The following is a 22,182-nucleotide window of genomic DNA, read 5'->3' as shown; positions in this document are numbered from 1 at the left end:
CCTACTCTACGCGGCCTTGCAGCGGTGCCTGTGACTCGTCCACCGCCGGTAACCGCTCAACGACCCGCAGCATTTCTGGCGCCTGACTCGCCCGCCATTGCTGAAATGCGTTCAACTCTTCCTGCCAAGTACGCAACACCCAGGCCAGCACTGCCAAATCATCAACCAGGCCAATGCCAAACAACCAGTCAGGCATGGCGTCCAGCGGCGTCACGAAGTACACCAAAGCCGCGACCACGGCCATTAAGGCACGCGAGTCGATGGCCCGATACTCACCGCGCCACCAAGCCAGGCAAAGCGCCTGCAGCAATTTCAGCTGATCGGCCAATTCCGCAAAGCCGCTGCCAAGTTTTTCACGCTTTCGAGCGACGGATAATAGCAATGCCGGTAACCGTCCAAGCTTGAGGAAACGCTTGGCTAAAAACTGGTAACGCGCGAAATTCTTCGGTGCTTTCATCGCTTTCTCCCGGCAACCCGCGCACGGGCTGGGCTGGCCATGGTTATCCACTAAAGCTGTGGATAACCTTGTGAACAGTTTCTCGATAACCCTGGCAAACGCCCAGCCCATGCGGCCTCGCCATAGATCGAACATTTTTTGCCCACACAGTAAAAAATCATATAAATCAATAAGTTAAAAATGGCAAAGGGTTTCTGCAAGAAAGTTACCCTAATCCGTCACGGCTGATTTTAGAAATGTGCATAACCGTAACACCACCCCCACTTCACACACCCACTGAGACACTCCAGTCAAGCGAAAAGTGCCGAAGCAGCCTGTAGAAACGACAACGCCCCGTCGAGACGGGGCGTTGTCAGGAAACGCTGAAAATTACTCTTGAGCGGCGGCGTCTTTGATCGCAATCAGCTCCAGATCAAACACCAGCACCGAGTTGGCTGGAATGGCCGGAGTCGGGCTCTGCTCGCCGTATGCCAGCTCGCTTGGGATGTACAGCTTGTACTTCTCGCCAACATGCATCAGCTGCAGGCCTTCAACCCAACCCGGGATCACGCCGTTAACCGGCAGATCAATCGGGCTGCCACGCTCAACCGAGCTGTCGAACACACTGCCATCGGTCAACTTGCCTTCGTAGTGAACAGTCACCACGTCAGTGGCTTTCGGCTGAGCGCCGTCGGCCTTTTTCACAACTTCGTACTGCAGGCCGGAAGCGGTGGTGGTCACGCCTTCACGCTTGGCGTTGTCTTCCAGGAACTTCTTGCCAGCTTTGGCCGACTCTTCGTTCAGAGTAACCATGCGCTCTTCGGCACGTTTTTGCAGGAAGGCAAAGGCTTCGATCAGCTCTTCGTCTTTCAGGCGCTGTTCTTTCTTGCCAATGGCGTCTTCGATGCCTTGAGCAACGGCGTTGGAATCCAGGTCATCCATGCCTTCCTGAGCCAGGCTCTTGCCCATGTTCAGGCCGATACCGTAGGACGCTTTCTGTGCTGGGGTTTCCAGGGTGATTTCGCTGGTTTGCGAATCGCAACCTGCGAGAACCAAACCTACCAGGGCGACCGCCGCTGCTAAACGATGCTGTTTCATGCTTGTTCCTTGTCCGGTGCGCCCTAGGGCAAATGGTGTGAAAGCGCGAGCTTAGCAGGCTGCCGCGATCACTGGCTACCGTGTTAGGAGACAGAAAATGCGTATAAGTTCAGATGTTTAGCTGATTATTCAGAAAGGATTTTGCGAGGTATTGCGATATGTCACAGAGGGGATGAAGCGAGAATAAAAATGGCGCAGCGGACGGGACTCGAACCCGCGACCCCCGGCGTGACAGGCCGGTATTCTAACCGACTGAACTACCGCTGCGCGTAACTTCAAAAAGCGAGTTGGTGGGTGATGACGGGATCGAACCGCCGACCCTCTGCTTGTAAGGCAGATGCTCTCCCAGCTGAGCTAATCACCCTTCACTCTCGAAGTGGGGCGCATTCTAGAGAGCCATCGACACCTTGGCAAGCACTGTTTTTAAAATTTTTTATTGATGCAGCAAAGGCTTAGCGCAGACTTGGCCTCAGGCACCGCTCGGGGGAATAATGCGCCCCGAATGCAACGCACAGGTTGTGCAACGGGTCATACCGCTTCGGCCAACCTGAAACAGCACCCGCATAGGGTACTGACGACTTGTGATACCTGCCGCTGCCGGCGGGTCTGTTAATGGAGATACACCCTCTTATGTGGTTTCGTAACCTGCTGGTTTATCGCCTCACCCAGGACATCCCGTTTGATGCCGAGGCACTTGAAACGGCCCTCTCAGCCAAACCGGCCCGCTCGTGCGCCAGTCAGGAACTCAGCACCTACGGTTTTATCGCGCCCTTCGGCAAAGGCGGCGATGCACCGCTGGTACACGTCAGCGGGGATTTCCTGCTGATCGCCGCACGCAAGGAAGAACGCATCCTGCCGGGCAGCGTGGTGCGCGATGCGCTGAAGGACAAGGTCGACGAAATCGAAGCCGAGCAGATGCGCAAGGTCTACAAGAAGGAGCGCGACCAGCTCAAGGACGACATCGTGCAGACCTTCCTGCCACGCGCCTTTATCCGCAAATCCGCTACCTTCGCCGCCATCGCGCCGAAACAGGGCCTGATCCTGGTCGACTCGGCCAGCGCCAAGCGTGCCGAAGACTTGCTGTCGACTCTACGTGAAGCCATCGGCTCGCTGCCGGTACGCCCACTGACGGTGAAGATCGCGCCAAGCGCCACCCTCACCGACTGGGTCAAGGTGCAGCAAGCCGCTCCGGACTTCCATGTGCTGGACGAGTGCGAGCTGCGTGACACCCATGAAGATGGCGGCGTGGTGCGCTGCAAGCGCCAGGACCTGACCAGCGACGAAATCCAGCTGCACATGAGCTCGGGCAAGCAGGTTACTCAGCTATCCCTGGCCTGGCAGGACAAGCTGTCCTTCATGCTGGACGACAAGCTGGTGGTCAAGCGCCTGCGCTTTGAAGACCTGCTGCAGGATCAGGCCGAACAGGACGGCGGCGACGACGACCTCGGCCAGCAGGACGCCAGCTTCACCCTGATGATGCTGACCTTGGTGGACTTCCTCCCGGCGCTGTTCGAAGCCCTGGGCGGTGAAGAGATTCCGCAGGGGATCTAAGCCGCTGCACGCCCGTAGAGCAACCGCAGAGAAACAGACCACTGGTCCTCTGCGGCTTGCCCTGCGCCGGCCAATGTGCAAAATACTGCACAGTGTGAGGACGACCTCACCACTCTGCGAGTGATCACCACGGGACGGCCCCTCTATTTGTTTTTGGAGGTTTGTATGTCCTGGTTCATTCTGCTGCTGGCCGGCCTGTTCGAAGTAGGCTGGGCCGTTGGCTTGAAATACACCGACGGCTTTACCCGCCCTATCCCCACTCTACTGACTGTTGCGGCGATCATCGTCAGCCTGGCATTGCTTGGCCTGGCCATGAAGGAATTGCCCCTGGGCACCGCCTATGCAATCTGGACCGGTGTCGGCGCTGTGGGGACGGTGATTGCCGGCATCATGCTGTTTGGCGAGGCTGTGACGCTGCTGCGTATCGCCAGCGTGGCGCTGATCGTTTGCGGCCTGATCGGGCTAAAACTCAGCCACTAGCCGCTCAAACTGCACAAAAAAGCCCGCCAAATTGGCGGGCATTTTCATATCTGCGGTTTAACGCCGCTCACCTCGCAACTCAGCCACCTGGGCCTGCAGCAACTCGCGCTTGACCAGCTCGGGCGCAACCGGCGTACCGGCCACAAGGGTGATGCGCGACCACAGGCGCTTGAACAAGCCCTTGTGCGGATCACGGCTGAAAAAGCTGCCCCACAAGCCCTGCAACGCCATGGGAATCACCGGCACCGGGTTGGCTTCGACGATGCGCTCGATGCCATTCTTGAACTCATTCAGTTCGCCATCGGTGGTCAACTTGCCCTCTGGGAAGATGCACACCACTTCGCCATTGCGCAGGTATTCGGCGATTTTCTTGAACGCGGCGTCGTAGATCAACAGGTCTTCGTTGCGCCCGGCAATTGGCACGGTGCCGGCGGTACGGAAGATAAAGTTGAGCACCGGCAGGTTGTAGATCTTGTAGTACATGACAAAGCGCACCGGACGGCGCACCGCGCCGCCGATCAGCAACGCATCGACAAACGACACGTGGTTGCACACCAGCACCGCCGCGCCCTCATCGGGGATCGCCTCCAGCCCCTTGTGCTCCACCCGGTACATCGAGTGGCTGAGCAGCCAGATCATAAAACGCATGCTGAATTCGGGGACGATCTTGAAGATGTAGCTGTTGACCGCGATGTTCATCAGCGAAATGGTCAGGAACAGCTGCGGAATCGACAGCTCGGCAATGCTGAGAAACAGGATCGAGACAATCGCCGAGATCACCATAAACAGCGCATTGAGGATGTTGTTGGCGGCAATCACCCGCGCCCGCTCATGCTCCACAGTGCGCGACTGGATCAGCGCATACAGCGGCACGATATAAAAGCCGCCGAACAGACCGATGCCGAGAATCGAGCCGAGAATCCACCAGGCCTGGCCAATGCTCAGCACCGCCAGCCAGTCATGCGCCACCGCTGCTTCGGGGAAGCCGCCGGAGAACCACCAGAGCAGAATGCCAAACAGGGTCAGGCCGATTGAGCCGAACGGCACCAGGCCGATTTCCACCTTGTGCCCACTCATGCGCTCGCAGAGCATCGAACCCAGCGCGATACCCACCGAGAACACAGTGAGAATCAGCGTGACCACGCTTTCATCGCCGTACAGCCACTCTTTGGCATAGGCCGGAATCTGCGTCAGGTACACCGCGCCGAGAAACCAGAACCAGGAGTTGCCCACCAGCGAACGCGACACGGCCGGACGCTGGCCCAGGCCGAGTTTCATGATCAACCAGGACTGACGCAGGATGTTCCAATCCAGCTTGAGCTGCGGCATCGCCGCCGATGCCGCAGGAATGCCGCGGCTGGCCAGGTAGCCAAACACCGCCACCAACACCACGCAGGCTGCGACGATATGCGCGTAGCCGCTGCTGGCCATGATGATGCCCGCGCCAATGGTGCCGGCGAGAATGGCCAGGAAGGTGCCCATTTCCACCAGCGCGTTACCGCCCACCAGCTCTTGTTCTTCAAGGTGCTGCGGCAAAATCGAATACTTCACAGGACCAAACAACGCCGACTGCGTACCCATGGCAAACAGCACGGCGAGCATCATTGGCAGATTGCCGAGCAGCACACCGACGGCGCCAAGCAGCATGATCACGATCTCGGCGAACTTGATCTTGCGAATCAGCGAGTCTTTGGCGAACTTCTCACCAAACTGGCCGCCGAGGGCCGAGAACAGGAAGAACGGCAGGATAAACAGCAACGCACAGAGGTTGATCAGCAAGGCCTTGTCGGCCCCAGAGCTGATCTTGAACAGAATGGCGAGAATCAGTGATTGCTTGAAGATGTTGTCGTTGAAAGCACCCAGCAGCTGGGTGATGAAAAACGGCAAAAAGCGCTTTTTACCCAGCAATGTGAATTGAGAATGTTCGGTCATCGTCCGTGTACCTGTCTGCAGTGGCCAAGCGAGTTGTCAGGCATTTGACTGCAAGAACACCCGACAAAGCCACAGCCAAGCATGCTTTTTCCCGCACTTTCAGCAAATAACCCGCTCTTACAACGGCAACTGCCCGAGCAAGCCACGCAGAACAAAGAACACCAGAAGGCCGCCACCAATAGTTGCTAACAAATGCCGAGTCAGCGCGGCAATGGCAATAGTCGCCAGGCCCGCCAACAGGTAGGCATTATCCAGGCTGAACGCCCACTGCTGGCCATCGGGGATCAGCATGCCCGGCAGCACGATGGCGCTCAGCACCGCCGTCGGCACGTACTGCAGCCCTTGGCGCACCAACGGAGGGAAACGCATATCGGGAAAGGCAAACAGGCTGTAGCGAATCGCAAAGGTGATCAGCGCCATGCCGAGAATCAGCAGCCAGATATCCATCACGCGCCCTCCTCGACAGTCACCGGCGTTTTGCAGCGCTCCAGCCACACGCCGACCGCAATGCCGCTGAGTGCGGCCGCCATCAGCCCCAGCTTGTAGGGCCATGCGTGGCACAGCAGCGCCACCGCACCGGCTACCAGAGCTGCAGCAATCTGCGGTTGATTGCGCAGCGCCGGCACCACAATGCCGATAAAGGTCGCCAGCATGGCGAAGTCCAGCCCCCAACCCGCCAGGTTCGGCACGCTCTGACCAAACAATGCACCCACCAGCGAGCTGGACACCCAGGACAGGTACAACGCCAGCGCCACGCCGGCGTGGTACCACTGGCCGTGCTCAGTCATGCCGCGCGCCAGATAACGCCGCTGCACCACGGCAAAGGTCTCATCGGTCAAACCAAACGCCAGCGGCACCCGCCAGCGCTGCGAAAGCTTGCCGATATAGGGCTGCAGCGCCGCGCTGTAGAGCACATGACGCAGATTGACCACCAAGGTGGTGAGCAGAATCACCGCCGCGCCGCTGCCCAGGGTCAGCAGGCTGATGGCAATAAACTGCGCGGAGCCGGCATATACCAGCAGCGACATGCCCAGCGCCTGCCCCAGGCTAAGCCCAGCCAGACTGGCCAACGCGCCATAAATCAGACCGAACGGCAGAATGCCGACAATCATCGGAATGCTGTCACGACCCCCATAGAGAAACTGCTGCAAACGGCTCATACGCCCTCCTTTGCTGCATAGCCTGGCGCATCCCGGCCGCGCCGTCTTGAACAATCTTGCGCAGCGATGACAGCGCAGACTGACCTGCAACAATACAACCAGGTGCCCGCTGGCTAAACTGCCAGCACTCTTCGCTCAGGACAGCCCCATGCCAGAAGCCCTCGACACCTTGCTGAATTTTGCCAGTGCCCTGGCCGCCGGCCTGTTGATCGGTGCCGAACGCGGCTGGCAGGGCCGCCATACCGAGGACAGTCAGCTGGCTGCAGGGATTCGTACCTTCGCCCTGAGCAGCCTGCTCGGTGCCTTTGCCATGCTGCTCGGTGAGCACTTTGGCGTGATCGCCTGGGCGGTGATCTTCACCGGCTTCGCCATTCTGGTGGCGGCGTCATACTTTAGTGAGCAGCAACGCCAGGGCGACCTGGGCCTGACCAGCGAAGTCGCGCTGCTGATCACCTTTATCCTCGGCAGCCTGGCCATGGCCGGTTATGCCGGCCTGGCCGCAGCCGGCGCAGTGGCGGTGGCACTGCTGCTAAGCCTCAAGCAATCGCTGCACGGTGCCCTACAACGCCTCAGCGAGGCAGAGCTGTCCGGCGCACTGAAGCTGCTGTTTATTTCCCTGGTGCTGCTGCCCGCGCTGCCCAACCAAGGCTACGGCCCCTGGCAAGCCTTCAACCCCTACGTCATCTGGTGGATGGTGGTGTTGATCGCCAGTATCGGCTTTGCCGCCTATGTGGCGATTCGCCTGGTGGGCACGCGCCACGGCCTGCTGTTCACTGCGCTACTGGGCGGCGTGGTGTCTTCCACTGCAATGACCGTGACCCTGGCTCGCCTGGCTCAGGGGCGCAATCTGCAAGCAATCCTCGCCTGCGGCCTGCTCGCCACCTCGGCGCTGATGTTTCCACGCGTGCTGCTGGAAGTCGGCCTGGTCAACGCCAGTCTGCTGCCACAGCTGGCCTGGCCTTTAGGTATTGCCGCACTGGTATACGCCACAGGCGCGCTGCTGTACTACCGCCGCGCCGGAGCGGAAAGCGAAGAACAGGCCGAACCACCGCTGAAAAACCCCTTCGAGCTGGTCCCCGCCCTGCGCTTTGCCGCGCTGCTCGCATTGATTCTCTTGATGGTCGAAGGTGCGCAGCACTGGCTGGGCGATGTCGGCATTTATCTGGTGGCGCTGATCTCGGGGCTGGCCGATGTGGATGCCATCACCCTGTCGCTGGCCCGCAGCGCCAAGGGCGAATTGCATGCTCAGGTAGCGGTACAGGGCATCTTTCTCGCTGCGCTAAGCAACAGCCTGGTCAAAGGCTTTCTGGTCGCGCTGATCGGTGGCCGCAAGCTGGCGCTGATGACCCTGCCGGTAATGGCTGCCGGTCTGCTGGCCGGCGCGACGGCATTACTGCTGCTCGCATAGCCGCCCCTGTAAAACGCCCCAACCAAGGGCTGGATTTGCTTTGCCAAGCGGCTCATCTGCCCACGTAAACCCGCGCACAGCCGCATTGTAGAAAGCTTTCAGCTTCCTCAGTAACACCGTAACAGGCTCTGCTGTTAGCCAAAAAGTTGGCTAGGCAGATACCTCCCGAGCGTCCAACACTGCCCGTGACATCAAATGATGTAACGGTCAGCCATGACAATCCGGAGACGCCGCATGCCCATTGACCTCGCCTTTATCACCCAGCGCTACTCACTAACGCTCGCTCTGCATCGGGCAGTCGTATGAACGCACCAGCAGTGCTGCCATATAAAGAGCTGCAGGCCGAACAGCTGTGGATTCAGGGTGATGGCGTGCAGCTGGCGACCTATCGCTGGGGCAACCCAAGCGGGCCAACTCTGTTGCTGGTGCATGGCTACCCGGACAACCACGAAATCTGGCTACCCTTGGTACGCGAGTTGGCCGCTGACTATCAGATCATCGCCTACGACGTGCGCGGCTTTGGCGCATCGGATATTCCACGCAAGCGCCTGGACTATCACCTGGAGAAACTGGCGAATGATCTGGAGGCGGTGATAAAGGCCCTCAGCCCCGATCAGCCGGTACATCTGGTGGCCCACGACTGGGGCTCGATTCAGGCCTGGGAAGCGGTCACCGAGCCGCGTATTCAGCCATTGCTGGCCTCCTACACCAGCATCTCCGGGCCCTGCCTGGACCATGTCGGCCACTGGATGCGCGACACGCTCAAGCAGAAGACTCCGCGCGCGCTGCTGCAGGTGCTCGGTCAGTTGCTCAGCTCTTGGTATATCGCACTGTTTCACACTCCGCTGCTGCCCGAGCTGACCTGGCGCCTGGGCCTGGACCGCGCCTGGCCCCAGCTGCTGCGCAAAATCGAAGGGCTACGTAATGTGCCGATCAGCAGCAGCCAGCGCTCCGATGGGGTACACGGGGTCAAGCTGTACCGCGCCAACTTTATCCGCAGCCTGTTCACGCCGCGCCTGCGCCACACCCAGGTGCCTGTGCAGTTGATCGTGCCGACCCGCGACCGCTTTGTGCGCCCGCAACTGTTCGACCAACTACAGCACTGGGCACCCAAGCTGCAGCGGCGCGAGGTAAATGCCGGGCACTGGCAGCTGCTGGCCGAGCCACAACAACTGGCAGCCTGGCTGCGAGAATTCACCGCCCACATTCACAGCAAGGCAGGCAGCAACGCACCCGCCCGACGCAATCTGGCGGGTTGATAAGGAGAATCGAGATGAGCGAACAGCACCGCCTGCAGCAACGCAAAGTACGTTTCGACTTTGCCAACACGCCGCTGCACTGGGTGCCGAACGAGCCGGAAGCCTCGCTTATCATGAACAGCCTGCATCTGATCCTGCCGGCCGGCGAGTTCTGGTTCTGCCGGGTCTACAACAAGGCCCTGCCTCTGGTCAGCGACCCGCAACTACGCGAGGACGTACAAGGCTTCGTCAAACAGGAAGCACAGCACGCCCGCGCCCACGACAGCGCGCTGACGCCCTACCTGCTGCGCCACGGCATCGACCCAACGCCGTTCACCGGACCGATCCACTGGCTATTCGAGCGGGTACTGTGCGACCACCCGCTGGGCGATAACGCCATCAGCCGCTTTCTGCAGCCCTGGTGGCTGCGTCAGCGAGTCGGGCTGATCGCCGCGGTGGAACACTTCACCTGCGTACTGGGCGACTGGATTATCACCACCCGCAGCCTCGACCATGCCGACCCGGTGATGCTCGATCTGCTGCGCTGGCACGGCGCAGAGGAAGTCGAACACCGCAGCGTGGCCCACGACCTGCACGTGCATATCGGCGGCAGCCTGCTGATGCGCTGGGTGTATATGCTGATTGCCACGCCCGCGCTGATCTTCCTGTTCAGCACCGGGATGAAAACCATGATGTGCCAGGACCCGGTCACTCGTTACCGTCCAGGCTTTCTGCGCCTGTGGTACCACCTGGGCAAGCGCGGCTTGCTGCCGCGCATGGGCAGTATCGGCCGTTCAGTGTTGCGCTATTTCAACCCCAGCTATCACCCACGCAGCGAAGGCGATATCCGCGTGGCGCTGGACTACCTGGCCAACTCACCGGCGGCGCAACGCGCGGCAGCAGAAAAAACCCAGGTCACGGCCTGATAGCTCGTCAACCAACAGTAGCGCGCCCTACTCGGCCGCCTCATCATCCAGCACCATCACCCCGGCCGCCTGTTCGAGCAACTCGACAGGCAGGCTCTTGCTGGCGCGGGCACCGAGCAGTTTGAGGTTTTCCACCCGGCTGATGATATTGCCGCGCCCGTCGCAGAGCTTGTTGCGCGCGCCGGCATAGGCCTTGTCCAGTTGCTGCAGGCGAGCGCCCATTTCATCCAGGTCCTGAATAAAGGCGACGAACTTGTCGTACAGCGCGCCGGCGCGCTCGGCAATCTCGCGGGCGTTCTGGCTCTGTCGCTCCTGCCGCCACAGGCTGTCGATCACCCGCAGGGTAGCCAACAGCGTGGTCGGACTGACGATCACGATATGTTGGTCGAAGGCCTCCTGAAACAGGCCCGGATCGGCCTGTAATGCTGCGGCGAAGGCTGCTTCGATCGGCACGAAGAGCAGGACAAAATCCAGGCTATGCAGGCCTTCCAGGCGCTGGTAATCCTTGAGCGACAAGCCCTTCAGGTGGCTGCGCAGTGACAACACATGCTGCTTGAGCGACAGCTGGCGGCTGGCATCATCTTCGGCAGCAATATATTGCTGGTACGCGGTGAGACTGACCTTGGCGTCCACCACCACTTGCTTATCGCCGGGCAACTGAATCAGCACATCCGGCTGGAAGCGTTCGCCATCGGCGCTCTTCAGGCTGACCTGGGTCTGGTACTCGCGCCCCTTCTCCAGGCCGGCGTGTTCCAGTACGCGCTCCAGCACCAATTCACCCCAGTTGCCCTGAGTTTTCTGGCCCTTGAGCGCACGGGTCAGGTTAGTCGCCTCATCGCCCAGGCGCTGGTTGAGCTGTTGCAGGCGCTCCAGCTCCTTGCCCAGGGAAAAGCGTTCACGGGCTTCCTGTTGATAGCTTTCTTCCACACGCTTTTCGAAGGACTGAATGCGCTCCTTAAGCGGATCGAGCAACTGGCCAAGCTGCTGCTGGCTGGTCTCGGCAAAACGCTGCTCGCGCTCATCGAAGATCTTCCCGGCCAGCTCGGCAAATTGCGCGCGCAGCTCATCGCGCGAGCCCTGCAGGTCGCTCAGGCGCTGCTGATGGCTGTCCTGCTGTTCTTTAAGTTCGGCGCTCAGGGCCGCACGCTGGGCATCCAGGCGGCGGATTTCAGCTTCTTGCTGCTCGCGATGAGTGACCCAGGCCTGGGCGGATTCGCGGGCGATCTGCCGCTCCTGTTGCAGCAAGTCGGCCTCACGACGCAGCGCCGCCAGTTCAGCTTGCTGATCGGCCTTGATCTCGCTGATCTCGGCGACTTCCTCGCGGCAATCATCCAGCTGCGCCGTCAGGCCGGTCTGAGCCAGCTGCGCATTATTCAGACGCTCTTGTAGCAGGCTGAATTCCAGCTGCTGACTGGCCAAACGGCGTTGCAGCGACCAGGCCATATATAGAAGAGGAAGTGCTGCGGCGGCAAAACCGAGCAACGCTGGTGCCAGTGCGGTGAAGAGATCGATGGGCATAAGCAGCTCCGCAGAAAAGTACTGGCAGTATAACCAGTACTCCAAACTGCGTCAGAGCTGTTTAAGCAGTTGCCGCGCCTCTAGCGAACCCTGCCCTGCAGCCAGCTCCAGCCAATGGCGGGCCTGCTGCGGTTCATTGTTACGCGGCTGGTTATAGAGCTGGCCGAGTTCCAGCTGGGCGCCCATATCGCCGGCGCGGGCGGCCTGGCGTAGCAGCTCAAAACCAATGCGCCGATCACGCGGGTTGCCGCAATCACGACAAAGCATCTGCCCCAGTCGACTCTGCGCCTGCACCACACCCTGCAAAGCAGGCTGCTTAAGCAGATGACCAGCAAAGCGTTTGACGCTAGGGGCATGACCAAAGCGAGGACTGTCCAGTAGCCAGAGCGCCACACGGGTGGGCAGGCGAGGAACCGAGGTTGAAGCGATAGGTAGTCGAGTGATTGCGCGAGGCATAAAAAGCAGCGGTAGCCGGGAAGGCGCGCAACTCTACTCCTTTTTTCAGCCAGGTAAAGTCTTGCAAAAAGGCGCTGACTGGCGGTCTAGAGCAAGCGCTCGGGTTAATCCACAGAAGCTGTGGATAACTTCGTGGATAACATGGGAGCAAGCGGCCTCAGCGCCTATGGCGTGGGGCCCAAGGTCAAACTGGTGATTTTTTCACCAGCGTAAAAAATCCATATATTTCATTGACTTATAAAATCAATAAAAAGAATCAAGGGTTTACGTCAAGCACTGCATCTTGCTTGACAAGGCGCATCGCAATTGTGCACAAGTTGCTGCGTCACGCCGTCGCACTGCCCTTTTTCAGGGCAAAACGCCCTGAAAAAGCCGCCCTGTCTAGGCCGGACGTGGCAGGCGTCCCTCCACTTGATAGGCGTCGAGACGAAAGACTCTGGGAGTATCCGGAACCTGGGCATTCTTGAATGCCACATAGTCGCCGGTGGTTTCGCATAACCAGCTCAACAAATTACGCGGGCGCTTCTCCACCAACGCAGCGGGCACAAACAGCGCCACGTTATTGCCTTGCAGCGGACAGCGCGCCGACCGGTATTCAAACGCCTCAACACCTGATCCGCGCATCGCCGCGCCTAGGGCCTGGCACGGTTGATAAGCACTGGCGTGACTCAGCTCAGCTTGGAAGTCCGTAAACGGCGGATGCTGCAACTGAATACCGCGCTCAACCTGATAGCGCGCCTCGAAGGTGCAATGCTCGGAAAGGATGCGCCCGCTGGGCGGCGCGATGCTCATGCCATCCCAGAGCAGAAAGCGGTAATACGCCGCCTCGGCCATGGCAGTGTCGATACGCAGCGCGCCATAGAACAGGCTCGGCTCATGCACCGAACCAAAGCGCGAGCCCCAGCGCAGCGGTGGATAACGGAACGGGGTTTTCAGCAGGTAATGCAGCGGTTCGGCGCTCTGCGGCAGCGGCGGTTTGCTGGTTTCCAGCAGCTCTTCGAGCAGCGCCTGTTCGGCAAGGGTATCAACCAGTTGCAGAGTGGCGACCTGGGCCTGGCTCTCGACCAGACGCACCAGACGTCCACGCAGCGGTTTTATCTGAGCCGGGCCTTGGCAGTGTTGCCAGATATCCATGGTGGCGTTGTCCTTAACTTTTATTATTGTTGGGTGCTGCGCGCTCTAGCCTTTGCCACGAATCGCATCGAGATACTCCACCACCCGCACCAACCCCTGCACCTGCATCATCAGGGATAAGGGCGGTGCATCCAGATGGCGGTTGTCGGTGCGCAGAAAATGCTGCATATCCGGCAAATTGCCGCCAAACAGGGCAAACAGTGAGCGGTATACACGGACCAACAGCAGGGCCAGCTCACCGGTCTTGCTGTGCACGCGCAGGCCACCATCAGCCCAGCGCGAGATGGCCGTACGGTGTACGCCAATGATGTCCGCCAGCTCCTGCTGAGTCAGGCCCAGCTGTTCACGGGTATTGAGCAGCGCCTTGGCCAGCACTGCATCGGCGTCGGCAACCGGTCGAATCAATGCGCTCATCACGGCCTCCTACTTTCACAATGTCTGTTTACAGCAAAAATACCACTAAATGCTGTAATTACACAGAAGAGAATAACCTGTGATTGGCAGCCTGCCAGACATGGGTTAACGTCCTGCCACGCAACTCCCCCACTATGGATCAGTGCTTATGCCCAGCCGGCGCACCTGGCTGCGACTTATCAGTTGCCTGGTTTTACTGCTCGTACTGCTTGGCGCTTACGGCTACCTGAGCCTGAATCGTCTGCTCGAACGCGAGCAGATCGATAATCTCGAATGGCGCGGTCTGGGCCTATCCACCCAGGGCATACAGCTTGAACAGCTCAGCCTGCAGCACCCTAGCGGCGCAGTGCAGCTGCAACAGGTGCAATTGCACTGGAGCGGATTCAGCCTGGCGCTGCCCTTCTGGCAGCAGGTACAGATCGCCGCCCTGCAACTGAACCTGCCCTCTCAAGCCGAGCCTGCATCTGAAGACAGCACGGATTTTGAGGTGCCGATTGAGCAACTCACCGCTGTTATCAGCCTATTGCCGCAACGCGTGCAGATTGATGCGCTGCAAATCGAGCTGCCCTGCGCCGACACGCGCTGCCAGCTGCTCGGCGATCTGCTGCTACGCAAAGACGCCGCACAGCTTGATGCACAGCTCAACCTGCAACATCAGCAGGACCAACTGCGCTGGCACGCGCAACTACAAGGCGACGCCACAACTGCAGCGTTGCAGCTAAGCCTGACGATCAATCAACAAGCGCAACTGCAGCTCAGCAGCAGCCTGCAAAAGAGCGCCGCCGGGCAACTCTGGCAAGGTGATTTCACCGGCGATCTGCAGCAAAGCGCGGTGCTGCAAAGCTGGCTTAGCCAATGGCTACCCAACGCCGCAGGTACGCTGCCTGAGGCTCCGACGGCAGCGCAGCTGAAGGCAAGCTGGCAACTGCAGCTTGCGCCTGGCCCACTTAACGTGGCGCAACTGCAGCAGGCCAGCGGCCAGTTGCAGGCCAGCGCCAACCTGCCAGAGCCCTGGCCCATTCCCGCTATCGGTCAGTTGCAGGGCAGCTTCGATTTGTCCGCCCAGGCGCTGGATGGGCAGTGGTTGGCTAATAGCCTGAACGCCGACCTCAACCTCAAGCAGATTGCCAATGACCTTATCAGTGGCGTATCCGCGAAACTGCATCCCGAAGCGCTGCAGCTAACAATCCAGGCCACGCAAACGCCCGACAAGCTTGCGCCACAACTGGTTGATCGCGCCCTGCCCCTGCAACTGCTGTTAAAGGGCCAGGGGCGCAGCCAATTTGCACTGCAGGGCACGTTGGCCCTGGCCAACGGCTTGCCCTGGGGCTTGCAACTGCTGGACGGCAGCCTTAGCGCATCCACCCCGGCATTTCAGATGGAGGGCTGGAAGATCGGCGCGCTGCAGACGCAGTTGCAACTTGACGCTTTTCTGGATGCACAGCAGCTGGATCTCGCTCTCGGCAAAGGCTCACAGCTCAGCCTGCAGCATCTGCGTAGTGCGGATGTGCAGGCGCAGCAGCTCAAGGCCAGCAGCAGCGGGCTAAACCTGCAGGCACAACTGGGGGCAGGCGCACTGCTCGACTGGCAGCTAAAAGGCCCGCTCGACCTCAGTGCGCAGCTGCAGCATGGGCAATTGCAGCCGCAGCGCTGGTACTGGCAAGGCCCCGTGAATGCCAGCCAAGTGCAAACGGAGCTGGACGGCACACTGCGCAACGATGCCGGGCTGCAACTCAAGCTGCAGGCGCAACACAGCAGCGCCAAGGGCTTGAGCCTGCAAGCGCAACTGGCGGAACTGTTTCTGCGCAGCGGCAACCCTTTAAAAGGCAGCTTCACGGCATGGCCTGCCCTGCTGGAGCTGAACAACGGTCGCCTGAATGCCAACGCCAACCTGACTCTGGCCAGCGATCAACAGCTACCCACGGTCAAACTCGAACTTACCGGCAAGGGCCTGGGCGGGATTTATGACCGCGCCGCGCTGGAGGGCCTGGACAGCCGTATTAGTGTGCGAGTCGACCCCAAACAGCTGCAACTTGAGTTGAACGAGCTGCGCCTGGCTCAGGCCAACCCCGGCATACCGCTGGGCCCGCTGCAGCTCAGCGGCAACTACAGCGCCGCGCTGCAAACACCGACCCAAGGCCAACTCCAGCTGCGTCGGGCCGAAGCTGCGCTGATGGGCGGCAAGCTGCAACTGGCACCCGGACAATGGAGCCTGGCCGCCGAGCCGCTGCTATTTTCCGTACAGGTGCAGGGCCTGGAACTTGAGCAGCTGTTTATCCTCTATCCCACAGAGGGCCTGGCAGGTACCGGCACTCTCGATGGTCGTCTGCCGCTGCAGATCAGCAGCCAGGGCGTGACCATCGAACAAGGCCAACTCAGCGCACGCGCACCGGGCGGCAAACTGCAGTTCCACTCCGAACGCATTCGCGCCCTCGGCCGCAGCAACCCGGCGATGCAGCTGGTGACTCAATCACTGGAGGATTTTCGCTTTACGACTCTGAGCAGCCAGGTCAACTACGATCAGCAAGGCAAGTTGGCGCTGGCCATGCGCCTAGAGGGACAGAACCCGGCCATCGAACAGGGCCGGCCGATCCACTTCAATATCAACCTGGAAGAAGACATTCCGACCCTTCTGGCCAGCCTGCAACTGACCGACAAAGTCAGCGATATCATCAAGCAGCGTGTGCAACAGCGTATGCTGGAACGCAATGCCAAAACGGCCCCGACAGAGCCATGACCAAGGAGAAGCGCCATGCGCTTGCGTAGTTGTTTCGCCGTCCTGCTACTAGGGCTGCTCAGCACGGCCTGCACCCCGACCGTACAGCTGGCGATGCCCAATGAGCCGATCAACATCAACCTCAATGTGAAGATCGAGCACGAAATCTATATCAAGGTGGATAAAGCCCTGGACAGCATGTTCAGCGAATCCAGCGGATTGTTCTAAGGAGCCCGAGCATGAACCTCTATAAACGCCTTGCCAGCCTGTTGCTGCTGCTCAGTCTGAGCCTGCCGGCCGTAGCCCTGAACCTTAACGAAGCCATGTCCGCCCTGGGTGACGCCAAAGCCAGCGGCCAGTTGGGCGAAATGCCTAACGGCTATCTCGGCGTGGTGAGTAACGGTGGCCAGGCCGCCGAAATCGCCCAGTTGATCAACCAGGCGCGCCGCACCGAATACCAGAAGCTGGCGGCGCAGAACGGCATCCAGCTCAGCGATGTGGAAGCGATTGCCGGGCAGAAGGCCATCGACAAGACCCCGGCGGGACAATACATCCAGCTTGAAGGTAAGTGGCAGCGCAAATAGCTTGCCGCCTAAAGCAAACAAGGAGCGCATTGCGCTCCTTGTTTGTTTTACACGCCTGAACTTAGCGCTGCTGAATTACCGGCTGCCCCGCCTTGGGTTTGAAGTACAGCGTTTCACCGCGAGTGAGGTTAGCCAGGCTGAGGTGATCCTTGGCCACTTCGGCTTCGATCGGCTCGCTCTGCCCGGCGACCTTGAGGGTCACGCGGGTGATCGCGCCGAGCGGGCGGATGTCGCGCACCTCGCCGGCCTGGTGACCTGCTTCGGCCTGACGTGAGAGGTGAATCTCGTGCGGGCGGAACAGCACGTGGGTGTCGTTGCCGACGTACAAGCGGTTGGCATCGCCGAGAAAGTGGTAGACGAAATCACTGGCCGGCTTCTCGTACACCTCACCCGGCGAGCCGATCTGCTCAACCACACCCTTGTTCATGACCACGATGCGGTCGGCCACTTCCATGGCTTCTTCCTGGTCGTGGGTGACGAATACCGAGGTCAAGTGCACTTCTTCGTGCAGACGCGCCAACCAGCGGCGCAGCTCTTTACGCACCTTGGCATCCAGCGCGCCGAAGGGCTCATCGAGCAACAGCACTTTCGGCTCCACAGCCAGGGCGCGGGCCAGGGCGATACGCTGACGCTGACCACCGGAAAGCTGCTCCGGGTAGCGATCCGCCAGCCAGTCAAGCTGCACCAGATCGAGCAGATCGTGGACCTTTTTCTTGATCACATTCTCGTTCGGCCGCTCGCCCTTGGGCTTCATGCGCAGACCAAAGGCGACGTTATCGAACACCGTCATATGGCGGAACAGCGCGTAGTGCTGAAACACGAAACCGACGTTACGGTCGCGCACATCGTGGTTGGAGACATCTTCGCCGTGGAACTCGATGCTGCCGCTGTCCGGGGTTTCCAGGCCGGCGATGATGCGCAGCAAGGTGGTCTTGCCGCAGCCGGACGGGCCGAGCAAGGCCACCAGTTCGCCACTCTGGATATTCAGGTTGATGTCGTTCAGCGCTTTGAACGCATTGAAATTCTTGCTGACGTTAGAGATTGCAATCGACATGACTTATTCCTCGCCAGCACTGGCTTTCAGGCGGTTGATACGCGACTCGCTCCACTGCTTGAGCAGCAGGATAAACACCGCCAGCAACAGCAGCAGGCTGGCGACGCTGAAGGCGGCGACGTGGTTGTATTCGTTGTAGAGAATCTCGACATGCAGCGGCAGCGTGTTGGTGTAACCCCGGATATGCCCGGAGACCACTGACACCGCGCCGAACTCGCCCATGGCCCGCGCAGTACAGAGCACCACGCCGTAGATCAGGCCCCATTTGATATTCGGCAGGGTCACGTGCCAGAACATCTGCCAACCGTTGGCGCCGAGCAGGCGCGCGGCCTCCTCTTCCTGGGTGCCCTGCTCCTGCATCAGCGGGATCAGCTCGCGGGCAACAAAGGGCACGGTGACAAACACCGTGGCCAGGACGATGCCCGGCAAGGCGAAGATGATCTGGATATCGTGCTCGCGCAGCCACGGGCCGAAGAAGCCCTGGGCGCCGAACAGCAGCACGTAGATCAGACCGGCGATCACTGGCGACACCGAGAACGGCAGGTCAATCAGGGTGACCAGAATACTCTTGCCGCGGAACTCGTACTTGCTCACGCACCAGGCTGCGGCCACGCCGAACACCAGGTTGAGCGGTACTGAAATACCCACGGCGAGCAGAGTCAGCTTCAGCGCACTGATCGCGTCGGGCTCGAAGATCGCGCCGAAGAAGGTGCCAAAGCCGTGCTTTAACGCCTCACTCAGTACGATAAACAGCGGCAACACGAGGAACAGCACAAACACCAGCCAGGCGCTGATGATCAGCAGCCTGCGACCGAGCACATTGCCGCGCCGTGCGGCGTTGGCCGAGGCTGACGCGCTTAGGGTTACAGAAGACATGGCGACCTCCTCAGGACTTGGCGATCTGGCGCTGCAGCAGGTTAATCAGCAGCAGCAGAATGAAGGAGACCACCAGCATCAACACGCCAATAGCCGTGGCACCGGTGTAGTCGTACTGGTCGAGCTTGACCATGATCAGCAGCGGCAGAATCTCGGTTTTCATCGGCATATTGCCGGCGATAAAAATCACCGAACCGTACTCACCGACACCACGGGCAAAGGCCAGGGAGAAGCCAGTCAGCCAGGCCGGTAGCAACGCCGGCAGCAGCACATGGCGAAACACCTGCAGTGGTTTGGCACCGAGGCAGGCCGCGGCCTCTTCGACCTCGCGGGGAATATCAGCCAGCACCGGCTGGATGGTGCGCACCACAAACGGCAGGGTGACAAAGGTCAGCGCCAGGGTGATGCCGATGGGCGTGTAGGCAATTTTGAAACCCAGGTCGGTGGCGAACTGGCCGACCAGGCCGCTGGGGGCATACAAGGCGGTCAGGGCGATACCGGCAACGGCGGTGGGCAAGGCAAAAGGCAGGTCGATCATCGCCTCTATCACCTTGCGGCCTGGGAAGGTGTAACGCACCAGCGTCCAGGCCAGTAATGTACCGATAATGCCGTTGATCACGGCGGCCGCGAAGGCAGTGGCAAAGCTCAGCTTGAGCGCGGCCAGTACCCGCGGTGCGGAAATAATCGCCCAGAACTCAGCCCAGGTAAGCTGAGCGGCGTGAACGAACATGGCACCCAGAGGAATCAGCACCAACAGGCTGAGGTACACCAGGGTGTAGCCCAGCGTCAGCCCGAAGCCGGGTATGACGGGGGAAGTACGACGAGACATTCTCAGTCCTTATCTGCTTCTGCGTTGGAACGCTCAAATCAGCCCTGCCGCCGGTGTCGCCCTTTCCGGCTGGCCTGCAACAAGACCGACGCTTACACAACAAAGGGTGGACAGCGCGTGGCTAACCCACCCCGGGTCTATCTGACTTACTGCGCCTGATAGATCTGATCGAATACCCCACCATCATTGAAGAACTTCGGCTGTGCGGTTTTCCAACCGTTGAAGTCCTTGTCGATGGTCACCAGCTTCAGTTCCGGGAACTGCTTGGCGAACTCACCGGCAATGGCCTGGTTACGCGGACGGTAGAAGTGCTTGGCGGCCAGACGCTGACCTTCATCGCTGTACAGGTAGTTGAGGTAGGCCTCAGCCACTTTGCGCGTGCCCTTCTTGTCGACGTTTTCATCGACTACAGCCACCGGCGGCTCGGCCAGAATAGACAGTGACGGTGCGACGATTTCGAAGTTGTCGCCGCCCTCTTCTTTCAATGCCAGGAAGGCTTCGTTTTCCCAGGCCAGCAGCACGTCACCGATCTGATTGTTGACGAAGGTGATGGTCGAACCACGGGCACCGGTGTCGAGTACTGGCACGTTCTTGTAGAGCTTCTCGACAAACTCTTGGGCTTTCTCTTCGCTGCCGTACTTCTGCTGGGCGTAGGCCCAGGCGGCGAGGAAGTTCCAGCGCGCACCGCCGGAGGTTTTCGGGTTCGGGGTGATCACTTCCACGCCCGGTTTGACCAGGTCATCCCAGTCCTTGATGCCTTCCGGGTTACCCTTGCGCACCAGGAACACGATGGTCGAGGTGTACGGCGTGCTCGATTGCGGCAGACGCTCCTGCCAGTTCTCCGGGATCAGCTTGCCGAGCTTGTACAGCTCATCGATATCACCGGCCAGGGCCAGGGTTACCACGTCAGCACGCAGGCCATCGATTACCGCACGGGCCTGCTTGCCCGAGCCACCGTGGGACTGCTGGATGGTGATGGCTTCATTGCCCTGGGCTTGCCAGTGCTTGTTGAACGCGGCGTTGAATTCACTGTACAGCTCGCGGGTCGGGTCGTAAGACACGTTGAGCAGGGTTTCTGCAGCGGCCACCGGGCCTGCAAAAATGGCGCTGGCCAGGGCAGCGAGGGCAAAACGGCGAATGGACATGGTGCAGCTCCTAAAATTTTCGAGTGTTTGTTGGTTTGTATTTAGGGGTTGGCGGTCAACAACGCATTCGCGGGTGACAGCTGCAATACCGGTGTGTGCTCATGGTTTCTGCTCGGTTCATGCTCACACCCTCCGGTGGTCCAGTCGGGTTTTGAGGCTCGGTGTTGATTTAACGGGTCAGGCGTTCTTGCCGGCCGGAGCCTGCAAGCGGAATTTTTCCTTACGCTCGATCTGCACGACCTGGCCGTTGTGCACGGTGATTTCCACCGAGCCAAACTTCAGGCCGTTCAGTGCAGCCTGGATCTCGCGCAGGATGCTGGCCTCATCCTGACCTTCAAGGTTTCGTAGGGTTGCAGTCATGGTAATGCTCCTTGAAATAGCCCCTGTAAGCGGCGAAAACTGGCCGTAGTCAGTGGGCGTGGAGCGGATAGTAGAGAGACACCAATATTCTTAAAAATATTATTTAAGAACATTTATATACTTTTTTTGCATATACCAATCCATGACCTTCTCCCACAGAGAAATTGGATTTAAGGCATAAGCAAATAAGTTCTTATTCTTTTTGATATTCATCAGTCCTCCCTACACTGCAGCCATTCACATCTACAGGAGGGCGCACGATGCGCAACCAAACTATCCGTTACCTGATAGTGCCGGGCTGGCAAGGATCGGCCGACGAGCATTGGCAGAGCCACTGGCAGCGCAGCCTGCCGAACAGCGCCCGGGTGGAACAAGCCGACTGGCTAAACCCCAAGCGTGAAGACTGGGTCGCAGAACTGCAGCGCAGCATCGCCAGCGATCCGCGCCCGACCATCCTGATAGCCCATAGCTTGGGCTGCATCACCGTGGCGCATTGGGCAGCTCACGCCCCGGTGGAATCGCTGCGCCGGGTAAGGGCCGCGCTCCTGGTCGCCCCAGCCGATGTGGAACGGGCCAACTGCCCGCCAGCGCTGCAGAATTTTTCCCCGATTCCCCAGCACTCACTGCCCTTCCCCAGCCAGCTGGTGGGCTCGGATAACGACACCGCCGCCAGTGCCGCACGGGCTATCGAAATGGCCCGTGATTGGGGCAGCGATGTGGCGATTCTCAGCGGCGCTGGGCATATCAATGTGAAGTCGGGGCATCAACGCTGGGAGCAGGGTTTTGCCTACCTGTATCGCCTGCAGAGCAGTATCGAACAAGCCGACCGCCGCCGCGCCTGAAAAGCCAATCGCCCGAACGGCCGCA

General features: G+C 59.8%; 23 protein-coding genes and 2 tRNA genes. 9 read left to right on the top strand and 16 right to left on the bottom strand.

Features of this window, described 5'->3' with window-relative positions; translation table 11 throughout:
- Window position 1 precedes the first annotated feature (1 nt).
- The 4 genes from BLO50_RS12060 to BLO50_RS12045 all read right to left on the bottom strand — a co-directional run bounded on the left by BLO50_RS12060 (window position 2) and on the right by BLO50_RS12045 (window position 1,898).
- Window positions 2-457: a YkvA family protein gene (locus BLO50_RS12060; RefSeq protein WP_090252965.1), complete on the bottom strand. Its 456-nt coding sequence runs from the start codon at window positions 455-457 to the stop codon at window positions 2-4.
- A gap of 369 nt (window positions 458-826) precedes the next feature.
- Window positions 827-1,534, bottom strand: coding sequence for a BamJ family beta-barrel-assembly machinery protein (bamJ, locus tag BLO50_RS12055; RefSeq protein ID WP_090252963.1), 708 nt, complete (start codon window positions 1,532-1,534; stop codon window positions 827-829).
- Between the two features lie 190 nt (window positions 1,535-1,724).
- Window positions 1,725-1,801 (bottom strand) — tRNA-Asp (locus BLO50_RS12050).
- Between the two features lie 21 nt (window positions 1,802-1,822).
- Window positions 1,823-1,898: transfer RNA gene (locus BLO50_RS12045), tRNA-Val, on the bottom strand.
- A 266-nt stretch (window positions 1,899-2,164) separates the two neighbouring features.
- On the opposite strand from BLO50_RS12045, the gene rdgC reads away from it, so the two are divergent.
- Both rdgC and sugE read left to right on the top strand, forming a co-directional pair.
- Window positions 2,165-3,085 (top strand): recombination-associated protein RdgC, encoded by a 921-nt coding sequence (gene rdgC / locus BLO50_RS12040; protein ID WP_090252960.1) that lies wholly within the window; start codon window positions 2,165-2,167, stop codon window positions 3,083-3,085.
- A 165-nt stretch (window positions 3,086-3,250) separates the two neighbouring features.
- Window positions 3,251-3,565: a quaternary ammonium compound efflux SMR transporter SugE gene (gene sugE, locus BLO50_RS12035; RefSeq protein WP_090252958.1), complete on the top strand. Its 315-nt coding sequence runs from the start codon at window positions 3,251-3,253 to the stop codon at window positions 3,563-3,565.
- 57 nt (window positions 3,566-3,622) lie between these two features.
- Here sugE and BLO50_RS12030 read toward each other — a convergent pair whose 3' ends face one another.
- The 3 genes from BLO50_RS12030 to BLO50_RS12020 all read right to left on the bottom strand — a co-directional run bounded on the left by BLO50_RS12030 (window position 3,623) and on the right by BLO50_RS12020 (window position 6,657).
- The gene (locus BLO50_RS12030; protein WP_090252955.1) at window positions 3,623-5,497 is read right to left on the bottom strand and encodes an MFS transporter; all 1,875 of its coding nucleotides are present in this window, start codon (window positions 5,495-5,497) and stop codon (window positions 3,623-3,625) included.
- Between the two features lie 117 nt (window positions 5,498-5,614).
- Complete coding sequence (locus BLO50_RS12025) at window positions 5,615-5,944, bottom strand: AzlD domain-containing protein (protein WP_090252953.1); 330 nt, start codon at window positions 5,942-5,944, stop codon at window positions 5,615-5,617.
- Window positions 5,944-6,657 (bottom strand): AzlC family ABC transporter permease, encoded by a 714-nt coding sequence (locus tag BLO50_RS12020; RefSeq protein ID WP_090252951.1) that lies wholly within the window; start codon window positions 6,655-6,657, stop codon window positions 5,944-5,946. Before BLO50_RS12020 ends, BLO50_RS12025 begins: the two co-directional genes overlap by 1 nt.
- Before the next feature lie 148 nt (window positions 6,658-6,805).
- Between BLO50_RS12020 and BLO50_RS12015 the strand changes: the two genes are divergently transcribed.
- The 3 genes from BLO50_RS12015 (at window position 6,806) to BLO50_RS12005 (ending at window position 10,229) form a co-directional block, all read left to right on the top strand.
- Window positions 6,806-8,065 (top strand): MgtC/SapB family protein, encoded by a 1,260-nt coding sequence (locus BLO50_RS12015; RefSeq protein WP_090252949.1) that lies wholly within the window; start codon window positions 6,806-6,808, stop codon window positions 8,063-8,065.
- 302 nt (window positions 8,066-8,367) lie between these two features.
- Complete coding sequence (locus BLO50_RS12010; protein ID WP_090252946.1) at window positions 8,368-9,324, top strand: alpha/beta fold hydrolase; 957 nt, start codon at window positions 8,368-8,370, stop codon at window positions 9,322-9,324.
- Between the two features lie 14 nt (window positions 9,325-9,338).
- Window positions 9,339-10,229 (top strand): metal-dependent hydrolase, encoded by an 891-nt coding sequence (locus BLO50_RS12005; RefSeq protein ID WP_090252943.1) that lies wholly within the window; start codon window positions 9,339-9,341, stop codon window positions 10,227-10,229.
- 27 nt (window positions 10,230-10,256) lie between these two features.
- On the opposite strand, the gene BLO50_RS12000 is transcribed toward BLO50_RS12005, so the two are convergent.
- The 4 genes from BLO50_RS12000 to BLO50_RS11985 all read right to left on the bottom strand — a co-directional run bounded on the left by BLO50_RS12000 (window position 10,257) and on the right by BLO50_RS11985 (window position 13,751).
- The gene (locus BLO50_RS12000; protein WP_167354467.1) at window positions 10,257-11,621 is read right to left on the bottom strand and encodes a DNA recombination protein RmuC; all 1,365 of its coding nucleotides are present in this window, start codon (window positions 11,619-11,621) and stop codon (window positions 10,257-10,259) included.
- A gap of 177 nt (window positions 11,622-11,798) precedes the next feature.
- Window positions 11,799-12,203, bottom strand: a complete 405-nt coding sequence (locus BLO50_RS11995) for a tetratricopeptide repeat protein (RefSeq protein ID WP_090252938.1) — start codon at window positions 12,201-12,203, stop codon at window positions 11,799-11,801.
- A gap of 381 nt (window positions 12,204-12,584) precedes the next feature.
- Window positions 12,585-13,337 carry an RES family NAD+ phosphorylase gene (locus BLO50_RS11990; protein ID WP_090252935.1) on the bottom strand — a complete coding sequence of 251 codons (753 nt, stop codon included), beginning with the start codon at window positions 13,335-13,337 and terminating at the stop codon, window positions 12,585-12,587.
- 45 nt (window positions 13,338-13,382) lie between these two features.
- Complete coding sequence (locus tag BLO50_RS11985) at window positions 13,383-13,751, bottom strand: antitoxin Xre/MbcA/ParS toxin-binding domain-containing protein (RefSeq protein WP_090252932.1); 369 nt, start codon at window positions 13,749-13,751, stop codon at window positions 13,383-13,385.
- Window positions 13,752-13,899: 148 nt separating this feature from the next.
- Here BLO50_RS11985 and BLO50_RS11980 point away from each other — a divergent pair, with 148 nt between their 5' ends.
- Genes BLO50_RS11980 through BLO50_RS11970 form a run of 3 tightly spaced genes read left to right on the top strand, consistent with a single transcriptional unit; the run spans window position 13,900 to window position 17,051 of the window.
- Window positions 13,900-16,488: an intermembrane phospholipid transport YdbH family protein gene (locus BLO50_RS11980; protein WP_090252929.1), complete on the top strand. Its 2,589-nt coding sequence runs from the start codon at window positions 13,900-13,902 to the stop codon at window positions 16,486-16,488.
- A 15-nt stretch (window positions 16,489-16,503) separates the two neighbouring features.
- Window positions 16,504-16,695 (top strand): YnbE family lipoprotein, encoded by a 192-nt coding sequence (locus BLO50_RS11975; RefSeq protein ID WP_090252927.1) that lies wholly within the window; start codon window positions 16,504-16,506, stop codon window positions 16,693-16,695.
- Window positions 16,696-16,706: 11 nt separating this feature from the next.
- Window positions 16,707-17,051: a YdbL family probable chaperone protein gene (locus tag BLO50_RS11970; protein ID WP_090252924.1), complete on the top strand. Its 345-nt coding sequence runs from the start codon at window positions 16,707-16,709 to the stop codon at window positions 17,049-17,051.
- 61 nt (window positions 17,052-17,112) lie between these two features.
- Here BLO50_RS11970 and BLO50_RS11965 read toward each other — a convergent pair whose 3' ends face one another.
- From BLO50_RS11965 to oscA, 5 genes are all read right to left on the bottom strand, one after another.
- Window positions 17,113-18,105, bottom strand: a complete 993-nt coding sequence (locus BLO50_RS11965; protein WP_090252921.1) for a sulfate/molybdate ABC transporter ATP-binding protein — start codon at window positions 18,103-18,105, stop codon at window positions 17,113-17,115.
- A 3-nt stretch (window positions 18,106-18,108) separates the two neighbouring features.
- Window positions 18,109-18,981, bottom strand: a complete 873-nt coding sequence (gene cysW / locus BLO50_RS11960; protein ID WP_090252919.1) for a sulfate ABC transporter permease subunit CysW — start codon at window positions 18,979-18,981, stop codon at window positions 18,109-18,111.
- Between the two features lie 10 nt (window positions 18,982-18,991).
- Complete coding sequence (cysT, locus tag BLO50_RS11955; RefSeq protein WP_090252916.1) at window positions 18,992-19,810, bottom strand: sulfate ABC transporter permease subunit CysT; 819 nt, start codon at window positions 19,808-19,810, stop codon at window positions 18,992-18,994.
- 146 nt (window positions 19,811-19,956) lie between these two features.
- Window positions 19,957-20,955, bottom strand: coding sequence for a sulfate ABC transporter substrate-binding protein (locus BLO50_RS11950; RefSeq protein WP_090252915.1), 999 nt, complete (start codon window positions 20,953-20,955; stop codon window positions 19,957-19,959).
- A gap of 177 nt (window positions 20,956-21,132) precedes the next feature.
- Complete coding sequence (gene oscA, locus BLO50_RS11945) at window positions 21,133-21,315, bottom strand: sulfur starvation response protein OscA (RefSeq protein ID WP_090252912.1); 183 nt, start codon at window positions 21,313-21,315, stop codon at window positions 21,133-21,135.
- Between the two features lie 260 nt (window positions 21,316-21,575).
- Between oscA and BLO50_RS11940 the strand changes: the two genes are divergently transcribed.
- A complete protein-coding gene (locus tag BLO50_RS11940; protein ID WP_090252911.1) occupies window positions 21,576-22,157 on the top strand; it encodes an alpha/beta hydrolase in 582 nt (193 codons plus the stop codon).
- Window positions 22,158-22,182: the final 25 nt, after the last annotated feature.

This window comes from Pseudomonas peli, assembly GCF_900099645.1.
Taxonomy (GTDB): domain Bacteria; phylum Pseudomonadota; class Gammaproteobacteria; order Pseudomonadales; family Pseudomonadaceae; genus Aquipseudomonas; species Aquipseudomonas peli.
The sequence above is the reverse complement of the archived record's forward strand: the minus strand, read 5'-3'. Positions and strand labels throughout refer to the sequence as shown.